This is a genomic window from Lysinibacillus sp. Ag94, assembly GCF_023242215.1.
Lineage (GTDB): Bacteria > Bacillota > Bacilli > Bacillales_A > Planococcaceae > Lysinibacillus.
Genome location: NZ_CP096780.1, coordinates 3,731,935 through 3,755,114 on the forward strand (window position 1 = coordinate 3,731,935; position 23,180 = coordinate 3,755,114).

16 protein-coding genes, 24 tRNA genes and 1 rRNA gene are annotated in these 23,180 nt (G+C 38.5%); 6 read left to right on the forward strand and 35 right to left on the reverse strand.

Annotation, left to right across the window (positions count from 1 at the left end; all coding sequences use genetic code 11):
• Positions 1 to 19: 19 nt before the first annotated feature.
• The 3 genes from MY533_RS17385 to dpaL form a co-directional block, all read right to left on the reverse strand.
• Positions 20 to 469, reverse strand: coding sequence for a TraR/DksA C4-type zinc finger protein (locus tag MY533_RS17385; RefSeq protein WP_248716955.1), 450 nt, complete (start codon positions 467 to 469; stop codon positions 20 to 22).
• A gap of 102 nt (positions 470 to 571) precedes the next feature.
• Positions 572 to 1,333, reverse strand: coding sequence for a MerR family transcriptional regulator (locus MY533_RS17390; RefSeq protein ID WP_248716956.1), 762 nt, complete (start codon positions 1,331 to 1,333; stop codon positions 572 to 574).
• Between the two features lie 391 nt (positions 1,334 to 1,724).
• Positions 1,725 to 2,936 (reverse strand): diaminopropionate ammonia-lyase, encoded by a 1,212-nt coding sequence (gene dpaL / locus MY533_RS17395; RefSeq protein ID WP_248716957.1) that lies wholly within the window; start codon positions 2,934 to 2,936, stop codon positions 1,725 to 1,727.
• A gap of 152 nt (positions 2,937 to 3,088) precedes the next feature.
• On the opposite strand from dpaL, the gene MY533_RS17400 reads away from it, so the two are divergent.
• On the forward strand, positions 3,089 to 3,727 hold the full coding sequence (locus tag MY533_RS17400; RefSeq protein WP_248716958.1) for an NAD(P)H-binding protein: 639 nt from the start codon (positions 3,089 to 3,091) through the stop codon (positions 3,725 to 3,727).
• Positions 3,728 to 3,802: 75 nt separating this feature from the next.
• Here MY533_RS17400 and MY533_RS17405 read toward each other — a convergent pair whose 3' ends face one another.
• The 23 genes from MY533_RS17405 to MY533_RS17515 form a co-directional block, all read right to left on the reverse strand.
• Positions 3,803 to 6,580, reverse strand: a complete 2,778-nt coding sequence (locus MY533_RS17405; protein ID WP_248716959.1) for an S-layer homology domain-containing protein — start codon at positions 6,578 to 6,580, stop codon at positions 3,803 to 3,805.
• 428 nt (positions 6,581 to 7,008) lie between these two features.
• A tRNA-Glu gene (locus MY533_RS17410) sits at positions 7,009 to 7,080 on the reverse strand.
• Positions 7,081 to 7,082: 2 nt separating this feature from the next.
• Positions 7,083 to 7,173: transfer RNA gene (locus MY533_RS17415), tRNA-Ser, on the reverse strand.
• A 9-nt stretch (positions 7,174 to 7,182) separates the two neighbouring features.
• Positions 7,183 to 7,259 (reverse strand) — tRNA-Asn (locus tag MY533_RS17420).
• Positions 7,260 to 7,263: 4 nt separating this feature from the next.
• Positions 7,264 to 7,340 (reverse strand) — tRNA-Ile (locus MY533_RS17425).
• A 1-nt stretch (position 7,341) separates the two neighbouring features.
• Positions 7,342 to 7,415 (reverse strand) — tRNA-Gly (locus MY533_RS17430).
• 5 nt (positions 7,416 to 7,420) lie between these two features.
• A tRNA-Phe gene (locus MY533_RS17435) sits at positions 7,421 to 7,496 on the reverse strand.
• Between the two features lie 14 nt (positions 7,497 to 7,510).
• Positions 7,511 to 7,586: transfer RNA gene (locus MY533_RS17440), tRNA-Asp, on the reverse strand.
• 4 nt (positions 7,587 to 7,590) lie between these two features.
• A tRNA-Met gene (locus tag MY533_RS17445) sits at positions 7,591 to 7,665 on the reverse strand.
• 49 nt (positions 7,666 to 7,714) lie between these two features.
• A tRNA-Ser gene (locus MY533_RS17450) sits at positions 7,715 to 7,807 on the reverse strand.
• Between the two features lie 15 nt (positions 7,808 to 7,822).
• Positions 7,823 to 7,899: transfer RNA gene (locus MY533_RS17455), tRNA-Ile, on the reverse strand.
• 7 nt (positions 7,900 to 7,906) lie between these two features.
• Positions 7,907 to 7,980: transfer RNA gene (locus MY533_RS17460), tRNA-Met, on the reverse strand.
• Positions 7,981 to 8,006: 26 nt separating this feature from the next.
• Positions 8,007 to 8,082, reverse strand: a tRNA-Ala gene (locus tag MY533_RS17465).
• A gap of 6 nt (positions 8,083 to 8,088) precedes the next feature.
• A tRNA-Pro gene (locus MY533_RS17470) sits at positions 8,089 to 8,165 on the reverse strand.
• Positions 8,166 to 8,178: 13 nt separating this feature from the next.
• Positions 8,179 to 8,255: transfer RNA gene (locus MY533_RS17475), tRNA-Arg, on the reverse strand.
• 18 nt (positions 8,256 to 8,273) lie between these two features.
• A tRNA-Leu gene (locus tag MY533_RS17480) sits at positions 8,274 to 8,362 on the reverse strand.
• Between the two features lie 5 nt (positions 8,363 to 8,367).
• A tRNA-Gly gene (locus MY533_RS17485) sits at positions 8,368 to 8,442 on the reverse strand.
• 46 nt (positions 8,443 to 8,488) lie between these two features.
• Positions 8,489 to 8,573: transfer RNA gene (locus MY533_RS17490), tRNA-Leu, on the reverse strand.
• Between the two features lie 21 nt (positions 8,574 to 8,594).
• Positions 8,595 to 8,670: transfer RNA gene (locus MY533_RS17495), tRNA-Lys, on the reverse strand.
• Between the two features lie 4 nt (positions 8,671 to 8,674).
• Positions 8,675 to 8,750 (reverse strand) — tRNA-Thr (locus MY533_RS17500).
• Positions 8,751 to 8,753: 3 nt separating this feature from the next.
• Positions 8,754 to 8,829: transfer RNA gene (locus MY533_RS17505), tRNA-Val, on the reverse strand.
• A gap of 10 nt (positions 8,830 to 8,839) precedes the next feature.
• A 5S ribosomal RNA gene (gene rrf, locus MY533_RS17510) occupies positions 8,840 to 8,955 on the reverse strand.
• Positions 8,956 to 9,513: 558 nt separating this feature from the next.
• A complete protein-coding gene (locus MY533_RS17515) occupies positions 9,514 to 10,593 on the reverse strand; it encodes a cysteine desulfurase family protein (RefSeq protein ID WP_248716960.1) in 1,080 nt (359 codons plus the stop codon).
• A gap of 91 nt (positions 10,594 to 10,684) precedes the next feature.
• On the opposite strand from MY533_RS17515, the gene nadB reads away from it, so the two are divergent.
• From nadB to nadA, 3 genes are read left to right on the forward strand one after another with little or no spacing between them, the layout of a single operon-like run.
• The gene (gene nadB, locus MY533_RS17520; protein WP_248716961.1) at positions 10,685 to 12,271 is read left to right on the forward strand and encodes an L-aspartate oxidase; all 1,587 of its coding nucleotides are present in this window, start codon (positions 10,685 to 10,687) and stop codon (positions 12,269 to 12,271) included.
• Positions 12,228 to 13,088 (forward strand): carboxylating nicotinate-nucleotide diphosphorylase, encoded by an 861-nt coding sequence (gene nadC, locus MY533_RS17525; protein WP_248716962.1) that lies wholly within the window; start codon positions 12,228 to 12,230, stop codon positions 13,086 to 13,088. Before nadB ends, nadC begins: the two co-directional genes overlap by 44 nt.
• Positions 13,075 to 14,178, forward strand: a complete 1,104-nt coding sequence (gene nadA, locus MY533_RS17530) for a quinolinate synthase NadA (RefSeq protein ID WP_248716963.1) — start codon at positions 13,075 to 13,077, stop codon at positions 14,176 to 14,178. The genes nadC and nadA overlap by 14 nt, the downstream gene beginning before the upstream one ends.
• Before the next feature lie 173 nt (positions 14,179 to 14,351).
• Here the strand turns inward: nadA and MY533_RS17535 are convergent.
• From MY533_RS17535 to MY533_RS17555, 5 genes are all read right to left on the reverse strand, one after another.
• Positions 14,352 to 14,423 (reverse strand) — tRNA-Glu (locus tag MY533_RS17535).
• 2 nt (positions 14,424 to 14,425) lie between these two features.
• Positions 14,426 to 14,516 (reverse strand) — tRNA-Ser (locus MY533_RS17540).
• 9 nt (positions 14,517 to 14,525) lie between these two features.
• Positions 14,526 to 14,602 (reverse strand) — tRNA-Asn (locus tag MY533_RS17545).
• Positions 14,603 to 14,606: 4 nt separating this feature from the next.
• Positions 14,607 to 14,679, reverse strand: a tRNA-Ser gene (locus tag MY533_RS17550).
• A gap of 429 nt (positions 14,680 to 15,108) precedes the next feature.
• Complete coding sequence (locus MY533_RS17555; protein WP_248716964.1) at positions 15,109 to 16,008, reverse strand: DMT family transporter; 900 nt, start codon at positions 16,006 to 16,008, stop codon at positions 15,109 to 15,111.
• 424 nt (positions 16,009 to 16,432) lie between these two features.
• On the opposite strand from MY533_RS17555, the gene MY533_RS17560 reads away from it, so the two are divergent.
• Together MY533_RS17560 and MY533_RS17565 are read left to right on the forward strand one after the other, a co-directional pair.
• On the forward strand, positions 16,433 to 17,149 hold the full coding sequence (locus MY533_RS17560; protein WP_248716965.1) for an MgtC/SapB family protein: 717 nt from the start codon (positions 16,433 to 16,435) through the stop codon (positions 17,147 to 17,149).
• A gap of 15 nt (positions 17,150 to 17,164) precedes the next feature.
• Positions 17,165 to 18,160, forward strand: a complete 996-nt coding sequence (locus tag MY533_RS17565; protein ID WP_248716966.1) for a cation diffusion facilitator family transporter — start codon at positions 17,165 to 17,167, stop codon at positions 18,158 to 18,160.
• Between the two features lie 229 nt (positions 18,161 to 18,389).
• On the opposite strand, the gene MY533_RS17570 is transcribed toward MY533_RS17565, so the two are convergent.
• From MY533_RS17570 to MY533_RS17585, 4 genes are all read right to left on the reverse strand, one after another.
• Complete coding sequence (locus MY533_RS17570) at positions 18,390 to 18,746, reverse strand: hypothetical protein (protein WP_248716967.1); 357 nt, start codon at positions 18,744 to 18,746, stop codon at positions 18,390 to 18,392.
• 448 nt (positions 18,747 to 19,194) lie between these two features.
• On the reverse strand, positions 19,195 to 20,358 hold the full coding sequence (locus MY533_RS17575) for an iron-containing alcohol dehydrogenase (RefSeq protein WP_248716968.1): 1,164 nt from the start codon (positions 20,356 to 20,358) through the stop codon (positions 19,195 to 19,197).
• Positions 20,359 to 20,535: 177 nt separating this feature from the next.
• Positions 20,536 to 21,780, reverse strand: a complete 1,245-nt coding sequence (locus tag MY533_RS17580) for a Glu/Leu/Phe/Val family dehydrogenase (protein WP_248716969.1) — start codon at positions 21,778 to 21,780, stop codon at positions 20,536 to 20,538.
• 83 nt (positions 21,781 to 21,863) lie between these two features.
• The gene (locus tag MY533_RS17585; protein ID WP_248716970.1) at positions 21,864 to 23,057 is read right to left on the reverse strand and encodes an ornithine--oxo-acid transaminase; all 1,194 of its coding nucleotides are present in this window, start codon (positions 23,055 to 23,057) and stop codon (positions 21,864 to 21,866) included.
• Positions 23,058 to 23,180: the final 123 nt, after the last annotated feature.

Sequence of the window (23,180 nt, forward strand, 5' to 3'; positions counted from 1 at the left end):
CTGTGAGCGAAAATGCTTACTAACTTTTATCTTGAGGTGTATCAGAAGAGCCAAATTCCTCAAGTTCTATGAAATCATCCGATCTTGGCGTAGAAGACAACACATCTTCCTCTACTGGTCTTAAATTTTCTTCTTTATGCTCTGCGTGCTCAACACATGTCAATGCTTTCGGCATAGCTTCTAAGCGACCAATAGGAATCTCTTCACCGCATACAGCACATTTACCATACGTACCGTCCTCCATCGCTTGTAGTGCAGCTTTTATTTCTTCAGCATCGTCACCCCGGTGCTCGTCAATCGCCATTTCCGTTAGCTGATCTGTTAAATCACTCGTATTGTCAGCTGGATGATTATCATAATTAGATAGCTCTGTCGCTTGTGGACGCTCTGATTCCTCAAGTCGCTTCTCTATTTCCTGTAATTCTTGCTCTAATTGCTTTCTTAATTTTTCCATTACTTGTGGGTTCAAAAAAATCTCCTCCTCATGCCTTCATTTTTTCCTAAATTAATATTTCTAAAACATGAAAGCATGTGGATGAATCACTTATTTTTTTATCTTAATTCAGTACATTTACACCAGAGTATAATTGATGATGGCATCATGTAAAAATTGTGCTGCTCCTTTAGAAACACGCTCATCATAATATGCTGAAAAGCGTTCATCCGCTATATACATCTGAGCTATACCTGCATGTGCCTCTTTAGAATATTGTGACCATGTAAAACAAAGCCAACGCTTATGAAGCTCTGCAACCTCCATTGCCACATCGTTGTTCGTATCGCCGATTTCCAGCGCTTCTTTTAAACGATTAAATAATTGCTGTTCTAGTTGTTGCATTGCTTCATACTGTTCCTCTGTCATATTCATTACCTTTGCATTCGATGCATCAACTGTTTTATCACCATATTTTGCACGAATTTCTTGACCATATTGCTTTTCATTTTCCTCGATTAGCTTCTCTTTTAGTCCATTAAATTTCTCTTCATTTGCCATCGGTTGTTCCTCCTCAATTGATTGAATAGTTTTTTCTACTGTTTGTAATATCTTTTCCAGCTGCTCCTTGCGTTTCAGTAAAGCAGTACGATGAGTTTTGAGTGCCTCTGTATGTTGAAAATCAGGCGCTTTAATAATTTCCTTAATCGTTGCTAGCTTCATATCTAATGCTCTATAAAATAAAATTTGCTGGAGCATATCAACTTCAAACTGTCCATAAAATCGATAGCCAGCCTCATTCGTTCTTGCAGGCTTTAGTAATTCAATTTCATCATAATAACGCAGTGTTCTTGTGCTAACCCCGGATAATTGAGCAAACTCTTGAATTGTATATTCCATATTTTTTCACCTCCATTAATGCTACTGTAAATGTTTACGCAACGTTAAGGTCAAGAAAAAAATTAAGAAAAAACGTTAGGTTGATTTCCGTTTCGACTGGCGCCTGATAATCCGACCCAGTAAATAAAAAAAGCAAACTAGAACGTTTTATAAACACTAGTTTGCTTTTTCTTTAAAATCAATTATGCCTCGGCATAATCCGCTGGGTTTAGGCCAACAAATGTTTTTTGTGTGAGAGCGAAGCGCCAGCAACATGGTTCTCTCTGTGCGAAAGCGAAGCGCCAGCAACAGCAAGACGTTGGCTACTCAGCCGTTGTCATATTTTAGCGGATGTCTTTTGTACCGAATGCGTAACGACAGGTACAGATGTTTGGGCATCCACTGCAAGAAGTTAAATTTTTGCATACTTGCCATGCCACACAATATTTCTATAGTTTTCTACATCTGTGTCACCTTCAGTGTTAATAAACAACACTCGAGAATTTTCATCTAATTGTAATGTTTCCTTCAGCTCTGTATATTGTTCATTCGTCATCAATTCATAAAAACATCCAACTGGGGCAGCTCCCGATTCTCCAGCAATAATTCTTGCATCTGTCGCTAGTGGATTTCCTAAAATGCGCATACCTATTGCAGCAACTTCTTCATCACAGCAAATACTTACCTTCGTATAAGTCTTTAACAGGTCCCAAGCAAGTGGATTCGGCTCACCACAAGCAAGACCTGCCATAATTGTTTGCATCTCTCCACCAACCGTTACAAACTGTTCATCTCCTGCTTTAAAGCTTTCATAATAGCAATTCGCTACAAAAGGCTCAACTAAGACAAATGTAATTTCTTGCTCATAGTATTGTTGTAAGAAAGCTACAACTGCCCCTGCAAAAGATCCAACTCCAGCTTGCAAAAATACATGGGTAGGTGCTTTTTCCAACTGCAGGGCAGCTTCTTTTATTAGTGTTGTATAGCCTTGCATTATCCATAACGGAATTTCTTCATAGCCTTCCCACATCGTATCTTGAATAACGATCCATCCATTTTCTGTTGCTAGTTGTGATGTATAACGAACGGTATCATCATAATTCATTGTTGTTATTTCAGCATATGCACCTTCTTTTTGAATATTTTGGAGGCGCTCCTCTGCACTACCAGCAGGCATATAAATGCGTGCTTTCAAACCAAGCTCTCTAGCAGCCCACGCCACTCCTCGACCATGATTGCCATCTGTCGTTGAAATAAACGTTACGTCCCCTAACTGCTCCTTTACTTTTGGTGATTTAAGCTGGTCAAACGATAGCTCATCAATATTTCTATCTAACTTTTTAGCAACGTACTGCCCAATTGCATACACACCACCTAATACTTTAAATGCATTTAAGCCAAATCGATAAGATTCATCTTTTACCACAATACTTTGTACCCCTACGAATGATGCAAAAGTATTTAAGCATCGTAATGGCGTACTTTCAAATTTCTCATATGTACGCTGAAATTTACTAACGTGATTTACTTGTTCTGGTGAAAAATGACGCAGAAAAGGTACTACTTGTTCTACATTCTTCTGTAACAAATATTGTTGGTTGTTAGTCCACAATAATTTCCCCATCCATATCCCCCCTAGTTTTTCTACTATTTTCATCTTAGCTTATAGATTTGCAAAACAAAACCATATTATATACTTTAGTAAAAAAGAAAAATTTGAATCCTTTTGATAGGGTATATCGTATATTTACCAACATATTAAATAGGAGGTATATAATGGATAATAACTATAAGATAGCGATAATAGGAGGAACAGGGAAAGTAGGAAGGCATATAGCAACTCAAGCCATACAAAAAGGATATCATGTGCGGATGCTTGTTAGAAATCCTGAAAAGTTACTGGATAAAAATGATGCAATTGAAATAGTGAAAGGGTCGGTACAGGATATAGAAAACATCCGAGAACTTCTTAAAGATAGTCAAGTTGTTATTAATACATTTGGTCAACCAACGAAAGAGGAACCTATATATAGCAAAGTTACAAATAATATTTTTAATGTGATGAAAGAATTAAACATTAGTCGTTATATAGGTGTTTCAGGTGGTTCTCTAACGATTAAAGAGGACGAAAAAAGCATGATGAATCGTTTAGGAGCAAAGATATTTGAAGTTTTCCTTTCAAAAATGATGCAAGATAAAAAATTGGAATGGGAATATTTATTAAATAACAAACAGATCAAATGGACACTAATTAGATTACCGTTTGTAAAAGATAGCTTAACATCCAGTCAGATAAAGGAAAACCTGACGGATATGCCTGGTACAAAAATTACGAATCAAGATATAGCCACTTTTATCATTGATCATATTGATAATACAAAATACGTGCATAAAGCACCGTTTATCTCCCATTAGTGAAATCGCAATAAAAAGATAGAAAATAGCATGCTGAGAATATATCCAGCATGCTATTTTTTAATTAAAGATAAATTATCTTTGTACTGTAATTGTTTGAGAAGTGAAATCTAATTTATTCCCATTGAAATCCATAATATCATTACGAGGTGAAGCTTGAACCGTAACACTTCTGCCGTTTTCAAATAAATAGCTATTCTGAGGTATTGTAATTAATACTCTATCATTACCTTGTGGATAGGTAGTTGCTGCTACCGAAGAACCATTCACGGTAATATTAAAATCCAAATTATTAACGTTTATTACTGGTTCACTGAAAACAAGCTCTAATGTTTGTGAATTACTAACATTAACAGTTACAACCTTTGGTGCATTATTTTCTTTAAGGTTAATGGATGTACGCACCTCATCAAATGGTTCCATAGAGTTTGCTGCTCTTAAGCCTTTAATCGTGAAGTTGCGTGTGCCATTAAAATAATTTGAATCTTTTTTCAATGTGAGCTTAATACGATTTAAATTGGATCCCTCTACAACAGCACTTTCTACCTGAGCATTATCAATGCTATAATTTTGAACATTTTGAGCAAGTGCTGGATCAACAGGATAATTGAAATTTAAATAAACAATATTATTATCTTTAATAGAATAATCTGTTGCAGATGTTTGAATTGCATTGTATTGCGATAAAGCTAATTTATTGCCATTTATATTTAAATCACCGTTACGTGTAAATTTAACGTTTGGCACTTCAGTGATTGGCACACCGTATAAATTAGTAACATTAAATAAATTTAATTTGCCGTCGTAAAGAGCTCCCTTTGTATCATACATGCCTAGCAGTCCTGCCATTTTAACACGTAATTTCGTAGGTTGATCTTTTACAATCTGAATATCACTTTGAGGTCCTCTTGATACCTCATATAAAATGTAATTATTGACGAATTTCCCAGTAAATGATGCTTTTGCGTTAACGCCTAACTGTACTGGCTTATCGAAAGTTAATTGTAAATATTCTACACTATCACCGTAAACAATTTCAGAATTTATTAGCGCTGGCGCTTTGTCATCTCTTATAAAGTTATACGCTGTTGAGAATGTTGCCGTTTCACCTGATAAGTCGGTTATTACACGACTAGAAGCTGTCCCAATCGTTGTAATTCCTTGAAGCGAGCTTTTTGGATCCACCGTAACATTAAATAAACGACCATTTTTAGGATCTTTCTCTACAGAATTCACAGAAATTGAAGTCTGGCCGCTTTTCACTGAAAGGTCATATGAATAAAGTGGTTGAATTTCCTCTGAGAACAATAGCTGGAACGTATTTGGTCCAGTTTGTGTAACAGAAGATAGTGTCGGCGGAACACCATCCTTATCTCCCTTTTTCACTGTTACCGTAGAAGGGTTCGGTGAAATAATATTCCCTGCCATATCTGTTGCCGCTACGAATGTAATTTGAACAGCTGTACCAGGCGTTAAATACACACCATTCATTGTTGCAGCTGATAAGTCAAATGTTGCTTCAGTTGAGTTTTGCTCAATGCTTCCAACTACATTCGATACCTTTGTACCATTTGCTAATGTAAATTGAATGCGCTCATTTGGAAATGCTGCCATTGGCTTAGAAAACTGCACTTTAACGATTGAAGAATTTTTTCCTTGCGTTGTGCCTAAAATCGTAGGCGCTTGTGTATCTCCAGCAATAACAAAATTCGCATCTACTTTTTGAAGCACTGTACCCTTTTCCGCTTTGATGTTGCTGAACACATAACGATGTGTACCTTTTAATGGTTCATTCATTGTAAAGATGATTGATTTTTTATCAGCACTGATTTCTGTTTTTATAACCGATAGTGCTCTTAAAGTATCGACATTAGAGAAAGCTACAACATTATCCTGTAATTTCCCATCTGCTTTTATCACAGAAAGTGGATCAATCGCTTGGTTAAAAACAACTTTAATCTGAGAAGCATTAATGCCCTCAATTGATTGTACATTTAACTCATTCACTTCATATGTAACAACAGCGGAATATGACTTGTCATTAATCTTGAAATCTACCTTCGTTTCTACATTTTCAGTAAGCGGTGTCGCTAATGTTACCTTTTGGCTTGTCCCATCTGTTAATGTTACCTGTAGTGTTTTTGCATCTATAACTTTAACTGTTTGGATGGACACTTCAGGGCCTCTTACCATTTCACCGATATTCGTCATTGAACGATGTAAAAATGATGAAAATTGACCACGTGTTAGTGTCTTTTTCGGATTAAATGTCGTTACATTTGTAATTTTTGCATATTCTAATGCGATGATAGCCTCATGATTTTCTGGTGAAGCTACTTTTAAATCTGTAATAGATGATTTAAAGTTTTCTTTTTTATACATCGCAATTAAATCGATATCGTAAACTTTTTCAATTGCACGTACTAAAATAGAAGCCATTTGTTCGCGCGAGATATATTCGGAAGGTAATAACTTATTGTTAGTCCCTTTGAAAATACCATTATCATTTATAAGCGCTGCATACTGTAGTAATTCTTTATCTTTTGAAGATGTAGGCATGTCTGTAAAACGTACTTTTTTATTGTAGTCTGCTGGCACTTGGAAGTGTTCTAATACTAGCCATTTCCCTAAAAATTTCGTTACATTGCCTTTCGTAAGGACCCCGTTTGGCTTAAATGTACCATCTGGATATCCAGCTACAATTTTTGCATCTGCTAGTGCCAAAATGGCCTCTTTATGGTCACTTTTTGCTATGTCTGTAAAATTAGCCGCACTTGCAGTAGGAACAACTGCTGCAGCAATTAAAGCAGCAGAAGCTGCACTCATAATCCATTTACTCTGCTTTTTTTTCACATTTATTACCTCCTATGAATTCTATTCATTCCCATTATAAAAGAAAGATAGATATATTCCAAAGGATATACCAATATTATGACCATTTACCATGGATTATTTGTCCAATTCAATAGTGAACACAAAGCAAATACTAAATATATTAATTTTTTCTAAATGAATTGCCTAATTTTATTGTTTTATTTATGAGAGGGACGCGGATCTTAAGGTTGTTTTTTAGCTTTTTAGAAAGTGTAGAGCCAAGGCCAAATGAAGGTTATACACGATTATCTCTAAACGTGATAAGCGGAAGAATAATGAATAAGCGGACTCGATGGAACGAGCATTCTAGCTGCAACAGCGGTACGACGGAAAGGAATTTTCGTAGTTTGATAAAGTACCATAAAAAAAATGCAGTAGATGTAATGTACATCTACTGCATTTCAGTATGACCCGTACGGGATTCGAACCCGTGTTACCGCCGTGAAAGGGCGGTGTCTTAACCACTTGACCAACGGGCCAATGGCGGAGAAGGAGGGATTTGAACCCTCGCGCCGGTTACCCGACCTACACCCTTAGCAGGGGCGCCTCTTCAGCCTCTTGAGTACTTCCCCACAAAAAAATGGCTCCGAAGGCAGGACTCGAACCTGCGACAACCTGATTAACAGTCAGGTGCTACTACCAACTGAGCTACTTCGGAATAATGGTGGGCCTAAATGGACTCGAACCATCGACCTCACGCTTATCAGGCGTGCGCTCTAACCAGCTGAGCTATAGGCCCTTGGAGCGGGTGATGAGAATCGAACTCACGACATCAGCTTGGAAGGCTGAGGTTTTACCATTAAACTACACCCGCAAATATGGTGGGTCAGGACGGAATCGAACCGCCGACACTTAGAGCTTCAATCTAATGCTCTACCAACTGAGCTACTGACCCATATTTTTAAAAAATGGCGGTCCCGACCGGGATCGAACCGGCGATCTCCTGCGTGACAGGCAGGCATGTTAACCGCTACACCACGGGACCATTTTGGTTGCGGGGGCCGGATTTGAACCAACGACCTTCGGGTTATGAGCCCGACGAGCTACCACTGCTCCACCCCGCGTTAATAATATATTCTTTTCGAGTTTTTCAAGCACCATTTAACTATAAAATGGAGGAGGTAGAGGGATTCGAACCCCCGCGCGGTGTTACCCGCCTGTCGGTTTTCAAGACCGATCCCTTCAGCCAGACTTGGGTATACCTCCGTAATATTATATAAATGGTGGACCTTGCAGGACTCGAACCTGCGACCGGACGGTTATGAGCCGTCTGCTCTAACCAACTGAGCTAAAGGTCCTTTAAGATGGCGGCAGAGGGGATCGAACCCCCGACCTTACGGGTATGAACCGTACGCTCTAGCCAGCTGAGCTACGCCGCCAGGATCTTTATACTGGTTATCTTTTATGGTGGAGCCTAGCGGGATCGAACCGCTGACCTCCTGCGTGCAAGGCAGGCGCTCTCCCAGCTGAGCTAAGGCCCCATAAAATGGTCGGAATGACAGGATTCGAACCTACGACCCCTTGGTCCCAAACCAAGTGCTCTACCAAGCTGAGCTACATTCCGATAAATATTAATTTGGCGCGCCCGACAGGAGTCGAACCCATAACCTTCTGATCCGTAGTCAGACGCTCTATCCAATTGAGCTACGGGCGCTAATGATTAAAATAAAAATGGTGCCGAGGGCCGGAATCGAACCGGCACGGTAGTCACCTACCGCAGGATTTTAAGTCCTGTGCGTCTGCCAGTTCCGCCACCCCGGCACATTTGGAGCGGAAGACGAGGTTCGAACTCGCGACCCCCACCTTGGCAAGGTGGTGTTCTACCACTGAACTACTTCCGCATGTGCATAAGATTTATTTATCCTGGCAATTATGAAATTTTAAAAATGGTGCGGGTGAAGGGAGTCGAACCCCCACGCCTTGCGGCGCTAGATCCTAAGTCTAGTGCGTCTGCCAATTCCGCCACACCCGCATATTTTGTTGGCAATTTAAATGGTGAGCCATGAAGGACTCGAACCTTCGACCCTCTGATTAAAAGTCAGATGCTCTACCAACTGAGCTAATGGCTCAAAATGGTGCCGGCGATAGGAGTCGAACCCACGACCTACTGATTACAAGTCAGTTGCTCTACCAACTGAGCTACACCGGCAAATGGTGGAGGATGACGGGCTCGAACCGCCGACCCCCTGCTTGTAAGGCAGGTGCTCTCCCAGCTGAGCTAATCCTCCTGGGTATTATGCCTAGCGACGTCCTACTCTCACAGGGGGAAGCCCCCAACTACCATCGGCGCTAAAGAGCTTAACTTCCGTGTTCGGTATGGGAACGGGTGTGACCTCTTTGCCATCATCACTAGACTATTATTTTCAATATACTTCGTATGCTGAAAATCTTATGTATTTCGTTTTGAAGTTTTTATTACCTGTCCTTCAAGACAAGAATTATTGTATAACGTTTTCTCACATAGTGCAACACTTTTTTATAAAAGAAAAGAAATCATTACTTTTCGAAGATATTTTTGTAATGTAAGAGAAATTATCACTCTGCTATTTATTATAACAATTGATTAATTAAAAGAAAACAATTAATTTACAGAAGTGTTTTTAGCTATTTTAATTCATGAAAATATTTGAGCTACTCTATTTTCTGACTGTCGTGACACTTCGCTTTTAATCTGCAACAGGATCAATCAGAGTAGCTCTTCGTTACAATCAATTAAAAAAGTAAAATATACACGAAAAACTATTAATAGATTCAACTAACATGGCTGTTAATTTATCATTTTACAATACAATTATTTCATGATAGTTTTCTAGTTTCCTTTTATCCTCAATCATTTAAACCTTAAATTTCCTCTCAAGTGAAAGAACATTTCTGACGTTGCACTTTCTTATCGAATACATCTGCTAAAGAAGTTAAATAACCGAAAGAGCCATTTGTAATTGAACAATTTCCTCAAATGTTGTTGCGGGACCAAAAGATACTCTAAAAAATTGACGTGCCGCTTCCATAGAGTAGCCCATTGATAAAATCGCCTTCGTACCAGATTCACCATGACTATCACAGGCACTTCCTGTGGAAATACATATCCCCGCTTCATTTAATTTTAACAAAACGTATTGCCCCTCTACTCTTTTCATTAGTACACCACAAATATTAGGCAATTGCTCCTTACTCTCAATTATTTGACACGTTTCTTGTAATTTTTCCTTAAAACATTGACGTAATGCTTCATAGTGCTTCCGCTCATATTGATAATCTTCAATCGCCGTAGCAAAAGCGACAATAGCTGGCGTATCTAATGTTCCTCCCCTTAACCCACGTTCATGCGTGACACCTGGTGCTAATGCAGGAACACGGAGCTTAGGGTTAATATATATAGCTCCACATCCTTTTGGCCCACCTATTTTATGAGCTGATATTGTAATAGCATCTACTTTCTGCTTTAACGGAAGTTTACAGAAGGACTGTACACAATCAACATGCAAGAGAACGTTTGATTGTTTGGCAATCTCGGCTATTTCTTCAATAGGTTGAATAGAGCCTATCTCTGAATTTACATGTTGGATAGTGATTAAAGCCGTATCTTCTTGTATGGCTTCTCGTAGTTGCTCTACATGAATACTACCATCTTGCTGTAAAGGTAACTTCGTGATTACAAACCCCAGTCTTTCAAGCGTATTTAAAGCCGCATGCACGGAAGTGTGTTCAGCTTGTGATGAAATAATGTGCTTCCCTTTATTTGACGCTAAAGCTAATGACAAAATCGAAATTAAATTGCCCTCCGTTCCGCTGCCAGTAAAAATGACACCGTCACTATTTACTCCAAGAGATTTTGCTACGACAGCTCTTGCCTGCTCAACAAAATAATGTGCTTGGCCACCTAAATCATGTAGGCTTGCACTATTCCCATAATACTGCATTGCTACCTCACAATATGCTTTAAGAGCTTTTGGAGTCATTGGAGAGGTTGCAGCGTAATCCAAATAAATCATTTTATTCTTCCCTTCTAGTTCATCAAGTCTTGTTTTCTCTTTTATTTTATGTAAAGATATGTGTCAAGACAACTGTAAAGAAGGTATATGTATGGATGTAATGACAGATGTACTTATTATTGGTAGCGGCGTTGCTGCACTTCAAACTGCTCGACTACTCGAAAGACATTTTCTAGTTCAGATAGTTACAAAATGTTCAATTAAAATGAGTAGTTCTTATCGTGCTCAAGGCGGTATTGCTGCCGTTACAAGTCAAGAAGATCATCCAAAGTTTCACATTGCTGATACGTTAATTGCTGGTGAATATCATCATGAAAGAAGGAATGTTGAAATACTAATAGAAGACGGTACAGAAATTATGAGTGATTTATTAAATGAGGGCTTTCCAGTTGATCGACAAATTGATGGGTCCCCCGCTCTAGGCTTAGAGGGGGCACATAGTCATCACCGTATTTTACATGCAGGTGGTGATCGTACTGGCCAAGTAATAATCGATTATTTACTCAGACAACTTTCATCTAATAGCGTTGTGAATTGCTATGAAATGGCTTACGAGCTTTTATTGAATACAGATGGTGATTGTGTTGGTGTTCTGACAAAAGGAGCAGAGGGAACGAAGCGCTACCTTGCCCACCACGTCATTCTAGCGACAGGAGGTGCGGGCGCTTTATATTCTTGTACGTCTAACTTTGCTACGAATACTGGTGATGGTATCGCTTTAGCATATCGTGCTGGAGCTGCTATCAGTGATATGGAATTTATGCAATTTCATCCGAGCTTACTTTGGTGTGGAGGGCGGGCCAAAGGATTAGTCTCTGAAGCTGTCCGTGGCGCCGGAGGAAAGTTTGTCGATGTACTGCGTCATCCCATAATGAAAGGCATTCATGAGCAGTTGGACTTAGCACCACGCCATATTACTGCACATGCATTATTTAATAAACGTGCTGCTGGGCAGGAAACCTTTATTGATATTTCAAGTATCGAACACTTTGAAGAAAAATTCCCTACGATTGCTCAGCTTTGCTATGACAATCATGTTCATTTACAAAATGGATTAATCCCTGTAGCACCAGGTAGTCATTTCTTAATGGGTGGTGTTGTTGCTGATGACAAGGGAAGAACATCTATTCCTAATCTATATGCAATAGGTGAAGTTGCTTGTACCGGGGTGCATGGTGCCAATCGTTTAGCTAGTAACTCTCTTTTAGAAGGCATTACGTTTGGACAAAGAACCGCCCAATACATTATTCAAACAGGTTGTAAGCAAAATAGTTTCGTAATTGATGACAATCATCATCAACAAACAATGCCATCATTATTTACAAAAGATCAATTACGACAAATGATGATGCACACATTAGGCATTGTGCGAAATCCAATCGATATGGAACAATTCGTACAACAATTGCCCTCAATGCAAACACTTCTTCATGTTGATTTAGAGAGCTTAAATCGGCAGGAACTCGAACTTTACATGATGCATATTGTCGCTACATTAATGGCGCACGCAGCCATTACACGAAAAGAAACTCGTGGAGCACATATTCGCATTGACAGACCACAAGATGATCATTATTGGGCAAACCGTTGGATCATTTTTCAACAAGGACAGATGAAAGTGAGGAATTCATTATATGAATATCATCAAACTCGAGGAATTGCTAAAACAATTTTTTAATGAGGATATAGGTGATGGGGATTTATCGAGTGAATTTATATTTTCTCCAGAACAGCAGGGATCTTTTTCTTTTTATGCGAAGGAGAGCGGCATTTTTTGTGGAGCCCCTATCATTAAGCATGGATTTCTTCTTCTTGATCAATCTATGGATATTATCCTTTATAAAAAAGATGGTGACAAAGTCAATGCTGGTGATATTCTAGCCGTTATCCAAGGACCACTTCAAAAGTTATTAATGGGTGAGCGTGTAATTTTAAATCTTATCCAGCGCATGTCCGCTATTGCTACAGCTACAAATTTAGCGGTACGAGAAACAGCAGGTACAAATGCGAAAATATGCGATACACGCAAAACAATGCCCGGAATGCGTATGTTAGATAAGTATGCTGTTAGAATCGGTGGCGCCTATAACCATCGCAATGGTTTATACGATGCGATAATGCTAAAAGATAATCATATTGCTTTTGCAGGTAGTATTACTAAGGCCGTACAGCTAGCCCGTGAAAAAATTGGTCACACCATTAAAATCGAAGTCGAAATCGAAACAAAAGCACAATTGGATGAAGCAATTGCAGCCGGCGCAGATATCATTATGTTTGATAATCGTAGCCCTGAGGAAATACGTGAATGGCTTCCCGTAGTTCCACCACATATTGCTACAGAAGCTTCAGGCGGCATTTCACTTCATAACTTAAATGCCTATGCAGAAACAGGTATTCAATGGATTTCACTCGGAGCACTAACACATTCAGTAAAAGCCTTCGATATTAGTGCACAAGTAAAAACGAAAGGAGCTAATTCCATTGTCCATCACTAGCTTATTACAACAAACATCACTACTGCCAGAGCATTATCGTGGATTATCTGAAAATGACATGGAATCTCGCATTTTAGCTATAAAAAAGAAATTAGGTAGTAAGCTCTTCATCCCTGGACATCATTATCAAAAAGATGAAGTGATTCAATTTGCAGATGCAACAGGGGATTCCTTGCAGCTTGCTCAATTATCAGCGGCTAACAAGGAAGCTGAACATATAGTATTTTGTGGCGTACACTTTATGGCGGAAACAGCTGATATGCTCACAACTGAACAACAGCATGTTTATTTACCTGATATGCGTGCAGGCTGTTCAATGGCAGACATGGCAGACATTTATCAAACAGAACAAGCATGGCCGATTTTACAAGAACTCTTTGGCAATACAATTATCCCTCTAACATATGTTAATTCTACTGCTGCTATTAAAGCATTTACTGGGCGTCATGGTGGAGCCTGCGTAACATCGTCCAATGCAAAAGAAATGGTTAAATGGGCATTTACGCAAAAACCACGTATTTTCTTTTTACCAGATCAACATTTAGGAAGAAATACTGCGTATGATTTAGGAATACCGCTTGAAAATATGGCAGTTTGGAATCCTCATACAAATATGCTTGAGACAGATCAGTCTCCAGAAAACATTCAAGTCATCCTATGGAAGGGACACTGCTCCGTTCACGAAGGTTTTACAGTTCAGCATACGGAGCTTATACGTCAAGCTCATCCAACTATGCGTATCATTGTTCATCCTGAATGTAATCGTGAAGTTGTTGCGGCTGCAGATAAAGCAGGTTCTACAAAATACATTATCGATACGATTAATAAAGCACCGAGTGGTTCAGCATGGGCAATCGGTACTGAAATGAATCTTGTTAATCGGATAATCCAGCAGCACCCTGATAAGCATATTATCTCTTTAAATAAGAACTTCTGTCCTTGCCTTACAATGAATCGAATTGACCTTCCTCATCTGCTTTGGTCCTTAGAAAGTATAGAGAAGGGGCAACCACATAATCGTATTCAAGTAGATGCTCACACTGCTGAAGAAGCACGTAGTTCACTTGAAAGGATGCTATTAAGAGCATAAAGACAAAACGTCTACTCATTTCTGGTAGACGTTTTGTCATTTATAATTACTAAGTCTTTTTTGCAAGCATGTTGTGAAATTCATTATAAATAAATTTCACCTTAGAATCTTAAAAACTATTTTAATACAAAAAAAATACAGTAGATGTACATTACATCTACTGCATTTCAGTATGACCCGTACGGGATTCGAACCCGTGTTACCGCCGTGAAAGGGCGGTGTCTTAACCACTTGACCAACGGGCCAATGGCGGAGAAGGAGGGATTTGAACCCTCGCGCCGGTTACCCGACCTACACCCTTAGCAGGGGCGCCTCTTCAGCCTCTTGAGTACTTCCCCACAAAAAAATGGCTCCGAAGGCAGGACTCGAACCTGCGACAACCTGATTAACAGTCAGGTGCTACTACCAACTGAGCTACTTCGGAATAATGGTGGGCCTAAATGGACTCGAACCATCGACCTCACGCTTATCAGGCGTGCGCCGGTTTCCCGGAGTTATCCCAAACTATAAGGTAGGTTGCCCACGTGTTACTCACCCGTCCGCCGCTAACGTCAAAGGAGCAAGCTCCTTCTCTGTTCGCTCGACTTGCATGTATTAGGCACGCCGCCAGCGTTCGTCCTGAGCCAGGATCAAACTCTCCATAAAAAGAAATTTGATTAGCTCAAATTGTTTTGCTGGCATCATGTTTGATGTCCAAAATTTTGTTTCGTTCACTAACTCAAGGTTAGTTACTAAAAACTTTATTGATTACGTTTTGCTTGTTCAGTTTTCAAGGTTCATGTTGATGTCGTTGTTTTCAGCGACTTCTTTATATTAACATTTAACTCATTTCATGTCAACAACTTTTTTTAAATTCTTTTTTCAAATCTTTTTTCAAGTCGTCCTTCTTGTTAAGGACAAGTAATAATATATAATATAGCAATTTAAAAATCAAGCTTTTTTTGAAAAAAGTTTAAAAATCTTTTTCTCATCAACTACAAATAAGAGAATTCCTACTATAACAATGAATCCACCAATAATTTGTGTGGCTATTAAATATTCATTAAAAATAAGAAGCGCTAAAATAGCCGCGCCAATTGGTTCAAATAAAATCGCAATGGAGACTACATTTGTACTAACGTATTTAATTGACCAATTAAATAGAGTATGACCAAATAAATTAGGAACTATCGCTAATAAAATAAACCATATCCAGTCCATAGTTGAATAAGGGCCGAACGATTCCCCCTTAATAAGAACATAGATAAACAATGTAATTGTACTAACAGCATAAACAATCATCGTATATGTCACAAGGGATAATCTTTTCCGTACATCTTGTCCAAATAAAAAGTAAGCTGTAACGAGTGCGCACGCGACAAGAGCAAGCATGTCTCCATAAAATGCAGTACCATTAAGTTTAAAATCTCCCCAACTAATTAAAATACTACCGACAATAGCAATAACTCCTGCAAAAATGGTTTTCAAAGTAATGTTCTCTTTAAAGAAAAAATAGGTCCCTACAAATGCAAACAATGGCTGTAGTGTAACCAAAACTGTAGAACTTGCTACAGAGGTGTAATTAAGTGATTCAAACCATAAAATAAAATGAAAGGCTAAAAATATGCCAGCAACAGAAGAAAATAGCCAATCACGTATTCTTAATTTCTTTACCTCGTTTGTGTACTTCCAAAAAAACAGAGGAGCCATTATTAACACCGAAAAGAACATACGGTAAAACGCAATAACTCCCGCTTCTGCATTTGCTAATTTCACAAATATGGCTGACAAGGATACAGAAATTACGCCAATAAAAATAGGAATGTATGGATGAATTTTGGCTTTCTCCATTAAATCCAACCTCCAATAAATTTTACCTCGGCATCATTACGTCTGGATTCGGCTTTATGTCCGCATAAAGGACCCCTTTCCAATTCCGTGTCATCCGCCGGAAACCTTAACTTATATTCGTATTACTGTCACTACCTATAAAGGTTAAGACATTTGTTGCTGTCGCTTCGCTTTCGCACAGAAAACATTTGTTGCTGTCGCTTCGCTTTCGCACAGAAAACATTTGTTGCTGTCGCTTCGCTTTCGCACAGAAAACATTTGTTGCTGTCGCTTCGCTTTCGCTCCCAAAAATATGTGGTGAAAGAAATTAAAAATACTTATACTTCATTACGATCGTGATGTACAATACAAAAAAGTAATGTACATATAATAATGACACCTTGCATATCTCTTAGCAATACGAAATATCTGTGGAGGGTTGCGTATGGAAACCTTGGAAAATATGATTACATATGAAGTTGGCATAAAATTAGTAATTGCAGCCACATTAAGTTTAGTAATCGGTATCGAAAGGGAATTAAAAAAGAAGCCTGTAGGATTAAAAACAAGCTTAGTTATCGCTACATTTAGCTGTTTATTAACTGTCATTTCGATTGAAACCGCCTATTCAACACCCCCAAGGTCAGAAATCAACATTACAATGGACCCTTTACGCTTGGCTGCCCAAATTGTTAGTGGGATTGGATTTCTTGGAGCAGGTGTTATTCTAAGACGAGGGAATGATAGTATCTCAGGTTTAACAACTGCAGCAATGATCTGGGGAGCTGCTGGGATAGGGATTGCTGTTGGCGCAGGCTTTTATATAGATGCTACATTAGCTGTTATTATCATTGTCTTCGGAATTGAGGTTTTATCGCCGTTTCTAATGAAAATAGGACCAAAAAGAATTCGTATGCGAGAAATATCATTGAAAGTTCAGATTAACAATGATGACAATAGTGAATCCTTTTTACAATTCTTAAAGGAAAACAATATTATTATTGAAAACATACGCATTCAAGATGTTCCAAATGATACTAATGTTTATCACGAATTAGATTTACGCTTATCATTAATAATCTCTGATAACTTACTGTCATTTTATCGTTCATTACGAGCACTACCCTATATAGAAAAAATCGAAATGGAAATTTTAAACTAGTTGGAGGATTCTTTCGTGGTAGAAATAATAAAACTATTAAAAAACGGGAATAAGCCCTCTCTGTTGGCAGCAGTAGTCAATGCTTTTTTAGGAATTATTAAAGGTATTGCCTTCTTCTTTACAGGTAATGTTGCCATGTTTGCAGAAATGATGCACTCACTAGGAGATGCAGCAAACCAATTATTCGTTTATATCGGCTCAGCGCTGTCGAAAAAAGCACCGACAAAACAATTTCCAGGAGGCTTTGGCCGAATTGTAAATTTAGTTTGTCTTTTTGCTGTTATAATTGTAGCTATCCTTTCTTATGAAACCGTAAAAGAAGGCTGGCATCATTTTATACACCCTGCCGGAGAATCTAAAGGAATGTTCATTGCACTTGGCGTATTATTGATCGGTATTGTTTTAGAAGGGTCAGTTCTTGCAAAAGCAGCCGTTGAAATACTACATGACGCTGGACAGGAAAAAGCGGGAATAATAACAGCTATCCCTAAAGCTTTCCCTTATTTAAATCGCGCAAAACCAGCAACAAAATTAGTATTCATGGAGGACTTAGTAGCTACAGGTGGTAACGTGTTGGCCTTCGGTGCTATTTTAATTGCGCACTTTACAGGCTGGGCAAATATAGAAGGACTCGTTTCAATGATTATTGGCTTTATGATGTTCTATGTTGTAGCAAAAGTGTTTCTCGATAATGCACGTGGAGTTATTGGGGAAACAGACGAAGAAATGCTAAATCATATTGCTCATCTTGTAATGGATGACCCAAACATTAAAGATATTGTTCGCCTAGAAGTCATTAAAGAAGGTGAGTTTTTACATGTGGAATTAGTTGCTGAAGCTGACCCCAACCTATCACTCGCTTTTCTAGATGATGTACGCGACCATTTAACAGAGGTCATATTAAGTCAGAAGGGTGTATCGAAAGTGGCCATTTTATTTGATGAGGATGATGGAAAACAAGATTGGGTGCATATTGGCGAAAGACCGGAAAACTCAACATTTAAACAATAACTTATTATCCAAAACATTTTAAATGAGATAAATAGCCAATTGCCTTTTTCTCAGGCAGTTGGCTATTTTTTATATCAGCACTAGATGATTTTGTTCTCGTTTAACTTCTTCTGTATCTTCCATTAAGCAATCTAAAATCTCTTCATTATTTAAAACATTTCTTCTGCATTTGTAATCTCTCTTCCATCTGCATAGCAACCTAATATGAAATTACCTGCATAAGAGTTTTTCAATACATTAGGGTGCATAGATTGGTAATGTACCTCTGCAATCGATTCATCATTTGATGAGTCACCAAATAATGTTTTAAAGCACCTTTTAAATCAATTGCAATAGCTGTATCTGCTAGTATACTTCGATAATAAACTGGCACTATTTCAGTATTCCCTAAATAAGGTTTTGCTTCTACTACAATTTCCCCAGAAGGACATACAAAAACTTGTACATTTGCTTTATTTACACCATCTGTAAAGGTAATATTCGTTTGGCCACTTTGTAAGCTTTTTAAAAATATACTTTGCTCAACGATATATCCCGTGACAATTTGGTCATTCTCAACTTGTAGTGATTGCGTTTCAATTCCCAATACTTATACACAATTTTGCATTTTATAAACATGCTGCTGAAATGACGTCTCTATGCAACCCGATGTGCCATCGCGATCTTCAAGCATTTGTTTCAATATTTGCTCCCTCTCCATCCTAGTTTATTAATATCTTTATTTTAATAAACATAGCTGAACAAATTCTGAACAATTCTACAATTAACGTGAACATTCGACATAGGGTTGTTATTGCACAAAAAAACAGGCAGGAACAAATGTGTTTCAGCCAACTAAAATACCGAACAATACCGAACTATCCAACGAAACTCTCATGAAGTGTTTCGGAATAGTTCGGTTTGTCTAGTTATCGTGTTTTATTAATTTAGAGATTATTCGGCTTTACGAAGGACCATTTAGTTAGGTCCCAGCCTCATATCCATCTTTACTAATCAATTATGTCTCATAATTAACGTCCAGAAATAGAAAGGAGTTAAAGTGAGTTTTGCAAAATAGTACGCACATCTTGTTCCTGTAATTTGTTAAAGTTTCCAAAGGGGCCATTTTGCATAGCGTGTTCTACTATTCGCGGGAATTTGGAATCGTCAATTTCATAATCCGCTAGACTACTTGGAGCTCCTAGAGAAGTCCAGAATGCCGATAAACGATCAATTCCTTCGTATGCAACCTCTTCTAGAGACTTCCCTGTTGCGTCGACACCGAAAACGCGTATTGCAATCCGTGCAAAACGCTCTGGATTTACGGGTACACTTAAACGCATCCAATGTGGTTGTACTATCGCTAAGCCACCTGCATGCGGAATATCGTAAACCGCAGAAACAGCGTGCTCAATCATATGGGATGCCCAATCTCCACGAGAGCCAATCGATAAGGATCCATTTAACGCAATTGTTCCGGCTAATAAAATTGTTTCACGCAACTGGATATTCTCTAAATCTTCTAACAGTTTAGGCGCTGTTGTAATGACCGTTCGTAATAACCCTTCACACATTTCATCTGTAATCGGTGTATTCGTCGTATTATGGAAATAATGTTCAAATACATGTGACATCATATCAACAATACCGTAAACCGTATGATTTTTTGGTACAGTCACTGTATACACTGGATTTAAAATTGAAAATTTCGGGAATACTGCAGAGCTACCCCAACTTAGTTTTTCTTCTGTCGCAGCGTTTGTAATGACAGAACCTGAGTTCATTTCGGAACCTGTTGCGGCTAGCGTTAATACCGCCCCGAGCGGTAAAGCGTCCTTCACAATTACTTTACGTTTTACAATATCCCAAGCATCGCCATCATATTTTGCACCTGCAACAATTAACTTAGAACAATCAATTACAGAACCGCCACCAACAGCTAGGACTAGATCAATTTCTTCTTTTTTACAAAGATTAATACCAAGTCTTGCTGTTTCCACACGTGGATTTGGCTCAACACCGCTAAGTTCAAATATTGTTTTATTTGCTTCTTGTAACTTTTCGATAACAGCATTGTATACACCATTTTTCTTAACACTGCCTCCACCATAGACAACTAATACCTTTTCACCATGTTGCGCTAACTCATTCGCAAGCTTTTCCAGTGCATTTTCACCAAAGTGTAACTTCACTGGGTTATAATATGTAAATGAATCCATTCAATTCGCCCCTTTCTACTTGGATTTTCGCATATTTCTATTGATGAAAGCAAAGATTTAAAACCAATCTTGACTCCACTGTCATTGCATTCACTCTTAACTCTTCACACTTTTTTGCGTGCATACATAAAAAACGAGTCATCCGACTAGGAATGACCCGTTTTTCTTATATATTTATTAAACCCATCCACGGAAGCGTGAAGCTTCTGCAGTGCGGCGAACACCTACCATATAAGCTGCTAAGCGCATATTAATGTTACGTGTTGTCGCTGTTGTATAAACGTTTTCAAATGCATCAACCATTTTTTTGTAAAGACGTTCTTCAACTTCTTCTTCTGTCCAGTAATAACCTTGGTTATTTTGCACCCATTCAAAGTAAGAAACTGTTACACCACCAGCAGATGCTAATACGTCTGGTACAAGTAAAATGCCACGATCAGTTAAAATTCTAGTTGCTTCAGCAGTTGTTGGACCGTTTGCTGCCTCTACGACAATGTTTGCTTTAACATTGTGTGCATTGTCAGCAGTAATTTGGTTTTCGATAGCAGCTGGCACTAGAATATCACAATCAAGCTCTAATAATTCTTTATTTGAAATTGTATTTTCAAATAATGTTGTTACAGTACCGAAGCTATCACGACGATCTAATAAATAGTCGATATCTAAACCTTCAGGATCATGAAGTGCACCATAAGCATCTGAAATACCGATTACTTTCGCGCCTAAATCATGCATGAATTTCGCAAGGAAGCTACCCGCGTTACCAAAGCCTTGAATGACAACACGTGCACCTTTAATATCAATGCCACGTTTTTTCGCTGCTTCTTGGATAACAATTGTTACACCTTGTGCAGTTGCACGGTCACGACCTTGAGAACCACCAAGCACTAGTGGCTTACCTGTGATGAAACCTGGTGAGTTGAATTCATCCATACGGCTGTATTCATCCATCATCCATGCCATAATTTGTGCATTCGTAAATACGTCTGGAGCAGGAATATCTTTTGTTGGTCCTACGATTTGACTAACTGCACGTACATATCCACGGCTCAATCGCTCGATTTCATCCATAGACATTTGACGAGGGTCACAGATGACACCACCTTTACCACCGCCATAAGGTAGATCTACGATACCACATTTCAATGTCATCCACATTGAAAGCGCTTTAACTTCTTCCTCAGATACTGCCGGATGGAAACGTACCCCACCTTTAGTTGGCCCTACAGCATCATTATGTTGTGCACGGTAACCAGTAAATACTTTTGTTGTACCATCATCCATTTTCACTGGAATACGAACTTGTAACATGCGAAGCGGCTCTTTTAATAATTCATACATAGCTTCGTCATAACCAAGTCTATTTAGAGCCTCTTGAATGACTTCTTGAGTAGATGTGAACAGATTTAAGTTTTCAGACATATTAAATCGCCTCTTTGTTTTTTATAATGATAGTATATCGGCATCATTGTAACATACTTCCGAATTAAAATGTGAACATTTTGTTAAAGATTAAATACTTTTTCAATTTGTTCGATTGACCAGTCTAAATCCTCTTGTGAAATAACAAGTGGTGGCGCGAATCGAATGACTGTATCATGTGTTTCTTTACATAATAAGCCTAATTCTTTAAGCTTTTCACAGTATGGACGTGCAGCCTCTGTTAATTCCATTCCGATAAATAAACCACGACCACGAACTTCTTTAATGACTGGGTTATTAATTTCTTTTAATTTACCTTTAAAGTATTCACCAAGTTCGTGTGAACGCTCTGCTAATTTTTCATCTAGTAATACTTTAATTGATGCAATAGATACAGCACATGCTAAAGGATTACCACCGAAAGTTGAACCGTGTGATCCTGGGTTGAATACACCTAAAATTTCACGATTTGCAGCTACACACGAAATCGGGAATACACCGCCGCCTAAAGCTTTCCCTAAAATGTACATATCAGGCTCTACTTCTTCCCAATCACATGCAAACATTTTACCCGTACGTGCTAAACCAGCTTGGATTTCATCTGCAATGAATAAAACATTGTTTTCACGGCATAGTTCGCGCGCAGCTTTTAAGAAGCCTTCTGATGGAATAACGATACCAGCCTCACCTTGAATAGGTTCAATTAAAAACGCTGCTGTATTTGGAGTAATTGCAGCTTTTAATGCATCTAGGTTACCGTAATCTACTAACTTAACATTCGGTAACATTGGACCGAAGCCACGACGATATTCTTCGTCAGATGATAAAGATACAGCAAGCATTGTACGACCATGAAAGTTACCATTACATGCAATGATTTCAGCTTTGCCATCTTCTACACCTTTTACATCATAAGCCCAACGACGAGCGGCTTTAAATGCTGTCTCTACCGCTTCAGCACCTGTATTCATCGGTAATACCATTTGTTTATTCGTTAATTTTCCAACAAGCTCATACCATTCACCAAGGTTTTCGCTATAAAATGCACGAGAAGTTAGTGTTACTTTATCAGCCTGTTCTTTTAACGCGGCGATGATTTTTGGATGACGATGCCCCTGATTCACAGCAGAGTACGCTGATAGCATATCTAAATATTTGTTACCTTCTGGATCTTTTACCCAAGCACCCTCAGCCTCTGAAATAACGATTGGTAGCGGGTGATAGTTTGCAGCACCAAAATTTTGCGTTTGTTCAATCACTTGATTTGATTTTGTCATAAAAGTATTCTCTCCTTACGTTCATGATGAAAAACTCTTGAAGACTCTGTTTTTCTATAAATAATTCAATAGAACAATTTCAGCATTTTCTGAATATAAAAAGCAAGAATCTGCCCACTACTC